This window comes from Streptomyces sp. NPDC054849, assembly GCF_053610945.1.
The window spans coordinates 14,360-27,738 of sequence record NZ_JBSGZI010000071.1 but is presented as its reverse complement, the minus strand read 5'-3'; the positions used below and the strand labels follow the sequence as shown (position 1 = coordinate 27,738).

Here is a 13,379-nt window from a genome sequence, read left to right as displayed (position 1 = left end):
AGTCGGATGGGCCGGCTGGCCGGGGGACCGATTTCAGATCCGCCGCCCGGGGTAGGGGCAGGAGATGGCTGATCAGGAACTGACCTGGACCGGCGTCCTCGCACGATGGGACCGCCGACTGTTCGACGTGGTGGCGCGGCGGCACTGGCCCGGGGCCGACCGGGTGCTGCCAAGGCTCGGGCGGGCCGCGAACCACGGCGTGCTGTGGGGCGGGGCCGCCGCGGCGATCGCCGCCTTCGGATCGGCCGGTGCCCGAAAGGCCGCCGTGCGCGGGGTCGCCTCGCTGGCGCTGGCCTCCGCGACCATCAACACCGTCGGCAAATGGTCCGTACGCCGGCCGCGGCCGCTGCTCGACGGCGTGCCGACGGTGCGGCTGCTGGCCACGCAGCCGCAGACCACCTCCTTCCCCTCCGGGCACTCGGCGTCGGCCTTCGCCTTCGCCGCCGGGCTGGCCCTGCAGTCCCCGGGCTGGGGGGCCGCGCTGGCTCCGGTGGCCGCGTCCGTGGCGTTCTCCCGGGTCTACACCGGCGTGCACTACCCCTCCGACGTGCTCGCGGGAGCGGCACTGGGGGTGACCGCGGCCTTCGTCGTACGCCGCCTCGCGCAGGACGCGCAGGAGGCCCGGGTCGTGCCGGGCGACGAGCGGACGGCCACCGGCGTCCCCGCCCTGCCTGACGGGTCCGGGCTCACGGTGGTGGTCAACAGCGGGTCGGGGACGGCCGCGACCGCGGGGCTCGACGTGCTGCGCGACCGGCTCCCCAAGGCCGAGGTGATCACGTGCGAGGCTTCGGAACTGCCCGCGGCGCTGGCGTCGGCCGCCGCGCGGGCCACCGTTCTCGGGGTCTGCGGCGGGGACGGCACCGTCAACGCGGCCGCCACCGCCGCACTGCGGGCCGGGGTGCCGCTGGCCGTGTTCCCCGGCGGCACCCTCAACCACTTCGCGATGGACCTCGGCCTCGCCGGGACCGAGGACACCTGCCGGGCCCTGGCCCGCGGCCAGGCCGTCAGCGTCGGCGTGGGCCGCTTCGCCCCCGGGCCGGGGGGCGAGTCCGGCTACTTCCTGAACAACTTCAGCATCGGCGCCTACCCCGAGCTGCTCGGCCACCGGCTGCGCTGGGGCCCGCGCATCGGCGGCGGTCCGGCCGCGCTGCTGGCGGCCTGGCGGGTGCTGCGCGCCCAGCGGCCCGTACGGCTGCGGCTGGCCGGCCGGCCCCGGTCCGTGTGGCTGCTCTTCGCCGGCAACGGCACCTACCACGGCACCGGCCCCACCCCCCGCCGCCGCGACAGCCTCGGCGAGGGCCTCCTCGACCTCCGGCTCGTCTACGGCGGCGGCCGCCCCGGCCCCCGGCTGCTGGCCGCCGCCCTCGCGGGCCCCCTGAGCCGGTCCCCGGTCCACACCGCCACCCGCCTGCGCAGCCTGCGCATCGGGGACATCCCCGCGGGCACCCCGTTCGCCTACGACGGCGAATACGCCGAGGCCCCGTCCGCACTCGTCCTCGACGAGATCCCCGACGCCCTCACGGTCTACCGCCCCCGCTGACCCGGCAGGCGCATGGTCAGGCTGTACGCGGTCGACAGGGTCCGGGTCATCGCGTCCAGCTCCGCCGGCACCGCGTCGGAAGCGATCATCTGGGCCTCCGCGAAGGACGCGTGCATGGCGTGCCGGGCCTCCTCCAGGTCCGTCCGGCCCTGCGACGTGACCTCCCCCTTGTGGACGAGCCACAAGTGGTTCATGAGCTCTTCCCGCATCATCCTGCCCTGTTCCCCGCCGCCCAGGGGCGGGCTTGCGCGCGTCCGCCGTCACGCCGTCCCGCGCGGCTTTGACCGGAGCGTGGGACCGCCTCCGGCGGCGCCCCAGCTCAAGGGCTCTGACCTACCCATTCGCCCGCGGGTATGGACGTACGGCAAGATGGGGTGTATCTGCCCACCATCGATCTGCCGGACGGTTTCTCTTGGCTGAGTTCATCTACACCATGCGCAAGACGCGCAAGGCGCACGGCGACAAGGTGATCCTCGATGACGTCTTCCTGAACTTCCTGCCCGGAGCCAAGATCGGTGTGGTCGGCCCGAACGGTGCCGGTAAGTCCACCGTTCTGAAGATCATGGCGGGCATCGAGCAGCCGTCCAACGGCGACGCCTTCCTGTCGCCCGGCTACACCGTCGGGATCCTGATGCAGGAGCCCAAGCTCGACGAGTCGAAGACCGTCCTGGAGAACGTCCAGGACGGCGCAGCCGAGATCATGGGCAAGCTGAAGCGCTTCAACGCGGTAGCCGAGGAAATGGCGACCGACTACACCGACGCGCTGATGGACGAAATGGGCAAGCTCCAGGAAGACCTGGACCACGCCAACGCCTGGGACCTCGACGCCCAGCTGGAGCAGGCCATGGACGCCCTGGGCTGCCCGCCCGGCGACTGGCCCGTCACCAACCTCTCCGGTGGCGAGAAGCGCCGCGTCGCGCTCTGCAAGCTGCTGATCGAGGCCCCGGACCTGCTCCTCCTCGACGAGCCCACCAACCACCTCGACGCCGAGTCGGTGAACTGGCTGGAGCAGCACCTCTCGCAGTACAAGGGTGCCGTCGTGGCCGTCACCCACGACCGGTACTTCCTGAACAACGTCGCCGAGTGGATCCTGGAGCTCGACCGCGGCCGCGCCCACCCGTACGAGGGCAACTACTCCACCTACCTGGAGAAGAAGGCCACCCGTCTCAAGGTCGAGGGCCGCAAGGACGAGAAGCGCCAGAAGCGCCTCAAGGAAGAGCTGGAGTGGGTGCGGTCCAACGCCAAGGGGCGTCAGACCAAGTCCAAGGCCCGTCTCGCCCGGTACGAGGAGATGGCGGCCGAAGCGGACAAGATGCGGAAGCTGGACTTCGAGGAGATCCAGATCCCGCCGGGCCCGCGCCTCGGGTCCATCGTCGTCGAGGTCAACAACCTCTCCAAGGCCTTCGGTGACAAGGTCCTCATCGACGACCTCTCCTTCACCCTGCCGCGCAACGGCATCGTCGGCATCATCGGCCCGAACGGCGCAGGCAAGACCACGCTGTTCAAGATGATCCAGGGCCTGGAGACGCCGGACTCCGGAGCCATCAAGGTCGGCGAGACCGTCAAGATCAGCTACGTCGACCAGTCCCGCGCCAACATCGACCCCAAGAAGACCCTCTGGGCGGTCGTGTCGGACGAGCTGGACTACATCAACGTGGGCCAGGTCGAGATGCCGTCCCGCGCGTACGTCAGCGCCTTCGGCTTCAAGGGTCCGGACCAGCAGAAGCCGGCCGGGGTCCTGTCCGGCGGTGAGCGCAACCGCCTGAACCTGGCCCTGACGCTCAAGGAGGGCGGCAACCTGCTGCTCCTCGACGAGCCCACCAACGACCTCGACGTCGAGACCCTGTCCTCGCTTGAGAACGCGCTCCTCGAATTCCCCGGTGCGGCCGTGGTCATCTCCCACGACCGCTGGTTCCTCGACCGGGTCGCCACGCACATCCTCGCGTACGAGGGTGACTCCAAGTGGTACTGGTTCGAGGGCAACTTCGAGTCCTACGAGAAGAACAAGGTCGAGCGGCTCGGCCCGGACGCCACCCGTCCGCACCGCGCCACCTACAAGAAGCTCACCCGGGGCTAGGTCGGAGACCATGGCCAGACATCACTACCGGTGCCCACTGCGCTGGGCGGACATGGATGCCTTCGGGCACGTCAACAACGTCGTCTTCCTCCGCTATCTGGAGGAGGCGCGTATCGACTTCATGTTCCGCCTCGCGCCGGGGGAGGGCAGTGAGTCCTTCACGGGCGGGTCCGTCGTGGCCCGCCACGAGATCGACTACAAGCTGCCCCTCGTGCACCGTCACGAGCCGGTCCTCATCGAGTCCTGGGTGACCCGGATAGGCGCCGCGTCCCTGACCATCCGCTACGAGGTCAAGGACGAGGCGACCGAGGACACGCCCGAAACGGTCTACGTGCGCGCCGAGACCGTGGTCGTGCCCTACGACCTCGCCGCGGGGCGGCCCCGCCGCATCACGGCCGAGGAGAGGCGCTTCCTGGAGGAGTACCTCGACGAACCCGCGTCCGTCTCCGGCACGGCCCGGGAAGGACGCCTCGCGGCATGACCGACCAGTTGCGCTTCGCCGACTCCGGGGAGGCGGCGGACCTCGCCGCCTTCCTGGGCCGGCTGGTGCACTACGACCGCGCCGCCGCGGTCCGCCTCCAGGCGGGCGGCGGCGCGCTCGCCGTCTTCGGGCGGCCGCCGTCCTTCGAGGTCCTGGCCATCCGTACGGTGCGGCTCGCCGTGCCCGTCACGGCGCCGCTGGACCTGACGGTGTCCGCCGGCGAGCTCCTGGAGTCCGTGGACGAGGCCTCGGCCGCGGCCACCGTGCCCGGCGCCGTCACCGGACCGCCCTGGACCGGGGTGCTCCCGCCCCGCGGCGGCTGGCGCCGTCTGCCGGGGCTGCCCGGCCCCGAGGAGATCGGGCAGGCCGTCGCGGCCGCCGTCGCCGAGTTCCGGACCCGCGACGAGGCCCTGCCCGTGCAGCACCGGACCCGGTCCGAGCGCGACCGCATCGGCCGCGAGATCTGGTCCCGCACCCTGGGCGACACCGAACTCCCGCTGCGCGCCGTGCACGCCGCGCAATCCCTGGGCTTCCTGCGGCCGGTACGGGCCGCCGTGCCCGCCCCTGCGGCCGCCCCGGGCCCCGCCGCCCCCGCCCCGGCCCCCGTGGCGCTGCTCTCCGCCGGGAGCTGGCTGCGGCTGCGCACCCCGTACGGGTCCGTCGCCACCCGCCGCCCCGGCGCCACCGGCGGACTGGGCGCCCTCCAGGTCCGGCCGGTCTGATCCTCGGGCCCGATGAGGCCCGGACGCCCTAGCCCGCCGTGTTGATCATCGACGCGGCGGCGTACGTCAGGTACTTCCACAGCTGCGCCTCGTGCTCCGGCGCCAGGCCCAGCTCGTCCAGCGCGACCCGCATGTGCTTCAGCCAGGCGTCGTGGGCCGCCGCGTCCACCTGGAACGGGGCGTGCCGCATCCGCAGGCGCGGGTGGCCCCGGTGCTGGCTGTAGGTGGTCGGACCGCCCCAGTACTGCATCAGGAACAGCGTGAACCGCTCCTCGGCGGGGCCCAGGTCCTCCTCCGGGTACATCGGGCGCAGCAGCGGGTCCTCCGCTACTCCCTGGTAGAAGCGCCGCACGAGGCGGCGGAAGGTGTCCTCGCCACCCACCTGCTCGTAGAAGGTCTGCTCCTGAAGGGTGCCCCGCGAAATCTCATTCACCCGACCATCGTCTCAGACGCCCGGACGGAGGACCGGGGTCCTAGGACTCTTCGAGGGCCTCGCGCTCGCACCCGGGGGCCGCGCGCAGGACAGTGGAGGCATGGGTGCACACACCGCACGCACCGCACGCACCGAGGCACGCGACCTGCGGGAGACCGCGCACGCCGCCCAGGTGCGGGAGCTGGCCGCCGCCGGCGTGCTGGACGACCCGCGCTGGCGGGCGGCGTTCGCCGCCGTGCCCCGGCACGTCTTCGTCCCCTACTTCTGGACGGGCCGCGGAGCCGGTGACGAACGGCTCTGGGCCGAGGACCCCGACCCCGAGCGCCGGGCCCGCTGGCTGCGCGGCGTCTACGCCGACACCCCGCTGGCGACCCGGCTGCGCGACGGCCGGCTGGTCTCCTCCAGCAGCCAGCCGTCCCTGATGGCGAAGATGCTGGCCGCACTCGACGTGTGCGACGGCGACGACGTCCTGGAGATCGGCGCGGGCACCGGCTACAACGCGGCCCTGCTCTGCCACCGGCTCGGCGAGGAGCACGTCACGACCGTGGACCTGGACGAGGAGATCACCGAGTCCGCGCGGGCGCACCTGGCCCAGCTCGGCTACCACCCGGCCGTGGTCACCGGGGACGGCGCGCGGGGCTGCCCCGCCCGGGCCCCGTTCGACCGGATCATGGTGACCTGCACGCTGCCGCTGATCCCCCACGCCTGGCTCGGCCAGTGCAGGCCGGGGGCGCGGATCCTGGCCCCGCTGTCGACCGGGCTGATCGCGCTCACGGTGCGGGACCCGGACTTCGCCGAGGGCAACTTCCTGCACACCTCGGCGTACTTCGTCCCCCTGCGCGGCGCCACGGCGGCGCCGCCGCCCGACCCCTCGGGGGTCTCGTACGGGCTCCCGTACGAGCTGGTGGAGAACGAGCGCTTCCAGTTCATGCTCGTCCTGACCGCGGGCGTCCTGCACCCCCGCGAAGCCCTGGACCTGTGGCGCCGCGAGGGCCGCCCCGCCCGCGAGCGCTTCGGGGTCTCGGTCAGCGCGCAGGGCCAGTGGTCCTGGCTGGACGACCCCCAGGGACCTTACGTGTGGCCCCTGGGTGGACCTCCCGGAAGCCGGTAGAGAGTCTCCCCCGCCGCCGCCGGGGTGACCGGCGACGTGGCGACCGGACCGGGATCGCCTGCCTGCGCGCTGGAAGCCGAACTCCGGTCCGACCGTGATCACTTGCCGTTAAAGTGCACACGAGGGAAGTTCCGCGTCACGTTCTTGGGGGAGCATCGGTGAGTACTGGTTCGGAGCCGTCCGAGCACGCGATCACGCTTGTCCTCGTCGCCGGATACGCCGGATCCGGCAAATCGGAGGCCGGGAAGATGATGTCGCAGGCGACAGGGTGGCCGCTACTGGACAAGGACACTCTGACGAGGCCCCTGACGGAATCGTTGCTGTCGCACCTGAACGGTGATCCCGACGACCGGCAGAGCAGCCTCTACTCCGAGAGGGTCCGGCCATTGGAGTACGAGTCTCTGATGAAGGCGTGCTGGGAGAACCTCGAATGCGGTGTCCCGGTCGTAGCCGTCGCGCCGTTCCTCGCCGAGGTCGTCGACGAACAGTGGGCCGCCCGAACGCGCAGGCACTGCTCCCGGCTGGGCGCCGGCTTCGAAGTGGTGTGGGTGGACAGCGACGCGTCGTCGATGCGTGAGCGGCTCACCTCGCGCAACGCAGCGCGGGACACATGGAAGCTCGCGAACTGGCGCCACTACCTGAGCTCGATCTCCCTGGACCGGCGTCCTGTGGGGGAGTTCCATTTTGTCGACAACCGGATCACCGCGATGACACCGCTCGCCGAGCAGGTGGAGTCCGTGGCCATGACCTTGTCCAGCCGATACAGCGAAGGCGTGGCGTGAACCTGAACGCGCAGGACATCGGGCACGTCGGTGGGATCGTGCTGTTCGGTCCTCCGGCTGCGGGGAAGGACACCATCAGCGCCGCGCTGGCCGGACTGGACTCCCGGTACGGACAGCTCCCCAAGATCAAAGTCGGCTCGGGGCGCACCGCTGGCTACCGCATGGCAGACCCTGAAGAGCTGGACGCGCTGCGTGCCGCAGGCCGCGTGGTACTGGAGACCACGCGCTACGGCAACACATACGCCGTCGACCGGGGTGACCTGGAAGCGATGACCAGGGCCGGCCGCGTTCCGCTCGTACACATGGGCAGCGTCGAACACCTTCGCACCTTCAACGCCGCAGTCGGCGAGCCATGGCTGTGCGTACTCCTGTGGGTTCCCCGCGACGTGTGCGAGCAGCGGTCGCAGGGGAGGGGCGACCGCGACACCGCTGACCGGCTCGCGGCCTGGGACGAGGCACGGGCCGACCTGAACGCGGTACCTGCGGGCGAGAAACTGTTCCACCTCCTTGTGGGGACCGACCGCACCAACCCGAGTCGGGCCGCGGCCCTCGTGGCCCGGGCTCACGCGAGTGGTGCCCGGGAGTACGTACAGGCCGGGGAGCTGGCCGCGCTTCTGGCGGGGGCCGCGACTGCCGACGGGTGAGATCGCAGATACGGCGGCATGGACGTTCACGGTGGGAGGAGAGCAATGGCGACGATCAGCACGCTCGACGCTCTGGCACGAGCAGTGGACCTGGGCGCGCCGGCAGGACGCGACCGGGATCTCACGATCAGGCAGCGGGACATCGACGACGCCCTTGTCCTGGACTCCCTCACAGCAGGGAGGCTGGCGCTGAGCCGGGTGAACGTCGCAGGAGCCATCACCGTACGGTCGTGCGTCATCGAGGAGTTGGTGGTCGATCACTGCACGGCCGACGCGCTACTGGTCAGCAACTCTCGGATCGGCCGATTGATCGTCCGCAACACGCCTCGCAATATGGAGGTCGACGTCAGCGAATCGACCCTGGAGGCGCTGGACGTGCACTCCTGCGGGCCTACTCGGTTCGAGGGTGTGCGGGTGTCGGACTCGGTGCAGATCGCGGCGATGCGCGGGCACGTCCAGTTGAAACGGCTGCGTGCCGCGACCGTGGCCCTGCGCAGCCAGGCCGCCGCAGGCCGACAGCGCAGGCCGACGGTGTCCCTGGAGACCGTGAACGTCACAGAGACCATTACCCTCGACGATCTGTGGCTGGCGTCGCTCACCCTCGACGAGGTCGACGTGTCCGCCCTGGTCCTGCGGCGGGTACGGGTGGACGCACCCTTCAGGGGTACGGGGGTTCGTTGCCGGGACGGCCTGCGCATCAACGGAATGGTGGTGCCCGGAGCGGCGAGTGCGCTGCTTGACAGCGAGGTACGGGGCGCTGTCGTCGTCCGGGGACTGCGGCACGTGGCGACCGTACCCGCACAGCGTCGGCAGTCGACCGCGGACGATGCATCTCCGGCCGTCGGCACCGCCGAACTGGTCTTCCGGGCCTCTACCATCTCCAGTCTCACCGCAAGTGCCGATGACATGTCTCCGCTGGTGGTGGAACTCGCCGACACGAGGGTTCGGGCACTCGCCGTTCCCACGGGACCGGCCCGGTTCCGACTGGAGGGAACGAGCAGCGTTCAGGAAGTGGACCTCGGTGATGTGGTGTTCCGAAGTGACGAACAGGTCACGGGTTTCATGGATCGTGTATTCACCCGGGTGAGCCCGGGCGCTCTGGAGGCTGTGCGTTCCACGCTGACCCAGCGTCGGCGCATGGCCGAGGGAGACCAGTTGTACTACTTCACCCGCCAGCGGGAGGCCGGGGAGCGGCCTCTCCTCCGGCGCCTTGCGGGCCGGGGCCTTCTCGGGGGCGTCCTCGGATGGGGTGTACGGGCGCGGAATCCGGCACGCACCCTGGGCGGCGCCATGGTGTCCACGGGCGTGCTGCTGCACCTTTCCGGGGCCACGAGGGGTTCGGGGGGCAGCGGGCTCTTCGACGTCGTGGCCGCGGGGAAGGCGCTCGCTCTGGCCTGTGCACTGTGGCTGAACGTGGGGGTGGGCGCCCCGTCCGAGCTCAAGACGCATGCCTGGAGTGCGCTCGCGGTGTGCTGCGCCGGGGGAGGGCTCCTGTTCACAACGCTCACCGTCGGCATCGTCATCCGCAAACTCGTGCGCTGAGGCGGCTCGGTCCCGTGGGAGTCACGCTTTGAGCGGGGCCTGTCGCAGCAGTGCCAGGGCCTCCTCGAGGGTGAGGACAGTGTCGCGCGCCTCCTCCCACCTGCCGAGCGCTGCTGCGGCGGCGAGCATCAGCTCCTCGGGGAGGCCCGCCTCGTTGAGCAGTTCTGCGGCATCGGCCAGCTCGGGGCCCCAGCGCCAGGCCCGTGCAGCGGTTTTGGGGATGTATTCCGTCTCAACGAGGTAGCTACCCGTCCGTTTGGCCGCTATCTGCAGGAGTTCGTCGCCCACACCGTGCGCCTGTGCGGCCCCGTAGGACAGGGCCGCCAGGATCCGGGACGCTTTCTGGTAGCTGGAGTAGGAAAGTTTGAGTGCGGAAGCCGCGCCCACGGCGGCGTCCAGGGAGTGGGTACGGACGGCCGTGCCGGTGAAGAGCCGCGCGACTGTGTCGGTGTGAGTGCGTTCCCCGGCGAGGTAGAGAGTCGGCTGCTTGCCGCCGACGGGTGGGGAACCGACCACCGCCGCGTCGACCGTCTTCGCTTCCGGAAGGAGGGCGGCGATGCGCCGCATGCGGTTTGGTGAGATCGCGTTCGCCTCGACGTACGTTCCTCCCGCGAACCCGTACGAGGCGACCTGGGCGGCCAGCTCCTCGGCTACGGCCGGCGGACAAAGGGACAGGACGACGTCGGCGCGGTCCAGAAGGCCGGACAGGGTGGCAGGCGCCAGTCCGGCGTGCTCGGCGCGGTGCCGCGTGGCTTCGCTCCGGCCGTCCGGGCACCACAGCACGCTGATCCCGCGTGCCCGCAGTTGAGCGCCGAAGGCGGCCCCCATGGTGCCCGGGTGCAGCAGTCCCACCGTGGTGGCGGATTCCGTCATCAAATCGTCCTCTTCAGGGAGTGAGTTCCACGAGGAGCCGGATGGCCTGGAGGGCCGTTGGCGCGGTCCGGTCCGGGGCGGGTACGGCCGTCGGCCATCGGGCCGGGCTGCCGATCCACAGGGTGCTGAGGCCGACGGAACGCCCACCGGCGATGTCCTTGAGGGGATCGTCGCCCACCATCCATCCACCGTTCTCAGGGTGCACCCCACACCGCTCGGCGGCAGTCACGAACAGCCGCGGATCGGGTTTGCGGACCCCGAGTTCCGCAGACACGCACACTGCGTGGACGCGGCGTGCGATGCCGGTAGCGCCCAGCTTGGCCCATTGGATGTCTGCGGAGCCGTTCGTCGCGATGGCGATCCGCCAGCCGAGCGCCCTCAGCTCGTCCAAGCCGTCGAGTACGCCGGTCGGGCAGATGGCGCCTGCAGCCATGTCCTCGACGTAGCACTGCCACAGTTCCCCGGCCGAGGCCGTCAGGCCGTAGAGATTCCGGATCACCGAGAAGTCGGCGACTGAGGCGCGCTCGCCGAGGCGGGCGAGGAGCGCGGCGTGCTCGTCCGCGGTCAGATGATGCCGGTCCGCAAACCGCGCCAGGGTTGCTTCCAACGCCTGCCGCCGGTCGATGAGCGTGTCGTCGAGGTCGAAGAGGGCGAGCCGCTGCATCTTCGCAGAGGAGTACGCAAGCCCCCGGACTGCCCGCTCGCCGGCATGGCTGGGGCCGCCGGGACCTGACGAAGCAGGGCCCGGCGGCCGGAGGTGTGGTTGCGTACTCAGCCGCGGCGGATGGTGATCGTGGTCCAGGCGCCCACGTGGACGCGGTCGCCGTCGGAGAGCGGGACCGGGACGTAGGGCTGGATCGGCTCCTCGCCGCCGTTGATCGTGGTGCCGTTGGTGGAGTTCTGGTCCACCACCGCCCAGCTGAGGTCGGGCTGCTGGACGAGGACCGCGTGCTGGTGGGAGACGCCCGGGTCCTCCGGGGGCACCGACAGGTCGATGTCGGGGGACTCGCCCGTGGAGGCGCGGCGGCGGCCGATGGTGATCTGGCCGCCCGAGAGCGGCAGGTGCTGCTCCGGGGAGTAGGCGGGCAGGTTGAGCCCGGCCGCCTCGGGACCGCTGCGCTGCATCATCGCCATGAAGTACGAGCGGTCGGGGCCGATCGTCGCGGTCCAGGCACCGCCCTGGAGCGGGAAGGACTGCTGCTGCGGCGGAGGCTGCTGCTGGTACTGCTGCGGGGGCGGCGCAGACTGCGCCTGGTACTGCTGCTGCGGCGGGGGCTGCTGCTGGTACTGGGGCTGCGGGGTCTGCTGGTACTCCCGCTGCGGCTCGTGCGCGGGCGGCGGCAGCAGCCAGTCGTCCTCGCGCTGCAGCGGCTCGGCCGGCCGGTTGACCCGGGACGGCCGCGAGCCCTGGTACTCGAAGTGGTCCTGGGAGTAGGTCCCGGGAGCGGGCACCGGCGGCGGCGGAGGCGGGGCACCGGGTCCGGGGCCGGCACCGGTCGCCTGGGGTCCCGGGTCCGGGGCCGGCGTGTACGAGGTCGCCGAACGGGTCAGGAAGTTGTACCGGCACTCCTCGCAGAACGGGGCCATGGCCTCGCGCGGGGTCCGGCACTGCGGGCAGAGCTCGGCCTGGGCGGTCGGGTCACCGGCGGACGGGGGGAAGCCGTAGCCGTAGGAGGGCACCGGGGGCGGCCCCTCCGAGGCAGCCATGCGGTGGCCGCAGACCTCGCACCAGTCGTCGGAGGCGGACTGGTGCCCGTTCGGGCAGGTCGGCATGGCGGCGCTTCCCCCTTCTTCTCCCTGCGTCATCACGTCAGGTCTTCTCAGGTCTTCTTCACTCGGACGGTCTGCGTCGAACGCGTTTCGAGGGTCATCTCGTCGGCATCGGCGACCTTCGCTTTCAGCCGCACAGTACCCGCCACCGCGTCCACCACATCCACCACCTTCGCAAGGAGTCTGGCTGTGTCGGCGTTCCCGGAGACACTCGCCAGCTGTACGGCACGCCCGAGCTTGGCCGTGGCGCCGTCGACATCGCCCAGTTTGCGGGCTTCGAGGCCCTGCTGGATAGCCTGCGCCAGCTCCGCCTGCCCCGTGTAGTGGGCGACCTGCGGGTTGATGGCGGTGGACGCGGCCAGATCGGTCGTCCACACCGCGCGCACCAGGCCCTGGGACAGGACGGTCGCGGGTTCGCCCGCCGCTCCCGGCCGGACGAGCGTGGCGCGGGCCGCCAGCATCTCCTGGCCGACGGCCGCCGCCGGGACGCGGACGCACACGTGGTACTCGCGGGACTCGTCACCCCACGACCCGGTCGGGTAGTCACCGGCGCGCGGGCCCGCCTCGGTGCGGCGCGCGGTCAGGTCCTGGACGGTGGGCGCGACCTGCTTGACGTACTGGATCTCCACGCCCACCGGGGTCCACAGGCGCAGCGAGACGTCCGCGACCTCCTTGCCCATGACGTTCTCCATCATGTGCGTGAAGTCCTCGGTGAGGTGGGCGGGGTCGGCCACGATGTCGGCGGAGCCGAGCAGTGCACTCGCGATACCGGTGACCTCCTTGACCTCCCAGTCGGTGCCCACTCCGCGGGCGTCGCAGGTGAAGCGTCCGGCGCAGGCGTCGAGGGTGGCGCGGAGCACGGCCGGCTCCTCGTGCTCGTTGCGCCCGTCGGTGAGCAGGATGCCGTGGCGGATGGCGGCGGTGGAGTTGCGCAGCAGGCCGTCGGCCAGGCGCAGCCAGGTGCCGATGGCGGTGCCGCCGCCGGCGGTGAGGCCCCGCAGGGCCTCCTTGGCCTGGGCCCGGGTGGCCGGGTCGGCCACGGCGAGGCGGCCCTGGCCCGGGTAGACCTCTTTGGCCACGTGCGTACCGGCGATCACGGCGAAGGAGGTCCCGTCGCGCAGGGTGTCGACGGCGGCCGCCGTGGCCTCGCGGGCGCCGCGCATCTTCTCCGCCGGGTACTCCATGGAGCCCGAGCAGTCGACCATGATCACGACGGCTGCCGTGCCCTCGGCGGCCGTCGCGCGGGTGGCGGTGGCGGTGGCCCCGCCGGTGGCGGTGACCGTGACGATCGCGTGGACGTCCCGCCCACCCTCCGGGAGGAACTCGTTCTGGTACACCTCCACGCTGAAGCGCGGGGCGCTCGGCTTGGCGAAATTCGCCATCGATGGGACTCCTAGGGGGCTC

Annotated in this window: 14 protein-coding genes; 8 read left to right on the top strand and 6 right to left on the bottom strand. The window is 71.4% G+C overall.

The genetic code is table 11. From position 1 onward, the window contains the following. The first annotated feature begins 64 nt into the window (after nucleotides 1-64). Nucleotides 65-1,540: a phosphatase PAP2 family protein gene (locus ACWGIF_RS26275; protein WP_453501031.1), complete on the top strand. Its 1,476-nt coding sequence runs from the start codon at nucleotides 65-67 to the stop codon at nucleotides 1,538-1,540. Here ACWGIF_RS26275 and ACWGIF_RS26270 read toward each other — a convergent pair. Beyond that, nucleotides 1,525-1,734, bottom strand: a complete 210-nt coding sequence (locus ACWGIF_RS26270; protein ID WP_453501029.1) for a hypothetical protein — start codon at nucleotides 1,732-1,734, stop codon at nucleotides 1,525-1,527. The genes ACWGIF_RS26275 and ACWGIF_RS26270 overlap by 16 nt on opposite strands. A 218-nt stretch (nucleotides 1,735-1,952) precedes the next feature. Here ACWGIF_RS26270 and ettA point away from each other — a divergent pair, with 218 nt between their 5' ends. From ettA to ACWGIF_RS26255, 3 genes are read left to right on the top strand one after another with little or no spacing between them, the layout of a single operon-like run. Then, nucleotides 1,953-3,617: an energy-dependent translational throttle protein EttA gene (gene ettA, locus ACWGIF_RS26265; RefSeq protein WP_453501027.1), complete on the top strand. Its 1,665-nt coding sequence runs from the start codon at nucleotides 1,953-1,955 to the stop codon at nucleotides 3,615-3,617. A gap of 10 nt (nucleotides 3,618-3,627) precedes the next feature. Further along, nucleotides 3,628-4,098, top strand: a complete 471-nt coding sequence (locus ACWGIF_RS26260; protein ID WP_453501025.1) for an acyl-CoA thioesterase — start codon at nucleotides 3,628-3,630, stop codon at nucleotides 4,096-4,098. Then, on the top strand, nucleotides 4,095-4,820 hold the full coding sequence (locus ACWGIF_RS26255; protein WP_453501023.1) for a hypothetical protein: 726 nt from the start codon (nucleotides 4,095-4,097) through the stop codon (nucleotides 4,818-4,820). Before ACWGIF_RS26260 ends, ACWGIF_RS26255 begins: the two co-directional genes overlap by 4 nt. 28 nt (nucleotides 4,821-4,848) lie before the next feature. Here the strand turns inward: ACWGIF_RS26255 and ACWGIF_RS26250 are convergent, their stop codons facing one another. Further along, nucleotides 4,849-5,253, bottom strand: coding sequence for a globin (locus tag ACWGIF_RS26250; RefSeq protein ID WP_453501021.1), 405 nt, complete (start codon nucleotides 5,251-5,253; stop codon nucleotides 4,849-4,851). 100 nt (nucleotides 5,254-5,353) lie between these two features. Between ACWGIF_RS26250 and ACWGIF_RS26245 the strand changes: the two genes are divergently transcribed. From ACWGIF_RS26245 to ACWGIF_RS26230, 4 genes are all read left to right on the top strand, one after another. Continuing rightward, entirely contained in the window at nucleotides 5,354-6,364 is a 1,011-nt protein-coding gene (locus tag ACWGIF_RS26245) for a methyltransferase domain-containing protein (RefSeq protein ID WP_453501019.1), read from the top strand. A gap of 158 nt (nucleotides 6,365-6,522) precedes the next feature. After that, entirely contained in the window at nucleotides 6,523-7,146 is a 624-nt protein-coding gene (locus tag ACWGIF_RS26240; protein ID WP_453501017.1) for an AAA family ATPase, read from the top strand. After that, a complete protein-coding gene (locus ACWGIF_RS26235) occupies nucleotides 7,143-7,790 on the top strand; it encodes a guanylate kinase (RefSeq protein WP_453501015.1) in 648 nt (215 codons plus the stop codon). Before ACWGIF_RS26240 ends, ACWGIF_RS26235 begins: the two co-directional genes overlap by 4 nt. A 45-nt stretch (nucleotides 7,791-7,835) precedes the next feature. Then, complete coding sequence (locus ACWGIF_RS26230) at nucleotides 7,836-9,332, top strand: hypothetical protein (RefSeq protein WP_453501013.1); 1,497 nt, start codon at nucleotides 7,836-7,838, stop codon at nucleotides 9,330-9,332. 21 nt (nucleotides 9,333-9,353) lie between these two features. Here the strand turns inward: ACWGIF_RS26230 and ACWGIF_RS26225 are convergent, their stop codons facing one another. The 4 genes from ACWGIF_RS26225 to ACWGIF_RS26210 form a co-directional block, all read right to left on the bottom strand. Continuing rightward, on the bottom strand, nucleotides 9,354-10,205 hold the full coding sequence (locus ACWGIF_RS26225; protein WP_453501011.1) for a DUF1932 domain-containing protein: 852 nt from the start codon (nucleotides 10,203-10,205) through the stop codon (nucleotides 9,354-9,356). 13 nt (nucleotides 10,206-10,218) lie between these two features. Beyond that, nucleotides 10,219-10,869, bottom strand: coding sequence for an HAD family hydrolase (locus tag ACWGIF_RS26220; RefSeq protein WP_453501009.1), 651 nt, complete (start codon nucleotides 10,867-10,869; stop codon nucleotides 10,219-10,221). 107 nt (nucleotides 10,870-10,976) lie between these two features. Continuing rightward, nucleotides 10,977-11,978, bottom strand: a complete 1,002-nt coding sequence (locus ACWGIF_RS26215; RefSeq protein WP_453501055.1) for an FHA domain-containing protein — start codon at nucleotides 11,976-11,978, stop codon at nucleotides 10,977-10,979. Nucleotides 11,979-12,025: 47 nt separating this feature from the next. Beyond that, complete coding sequence (locus ACWGIF_RS26210; protein WP_453501007.1) at nucleotides 12,026-13,357, bottom strand: VWA domain-containing protein; 1,332 nt, start codon at nucleotides 13,355-13,357, stop codon at nucleotides 12,026-12,028. Nucleotides 13,358-13,379 lie beyond the last annotated feature (22 nt).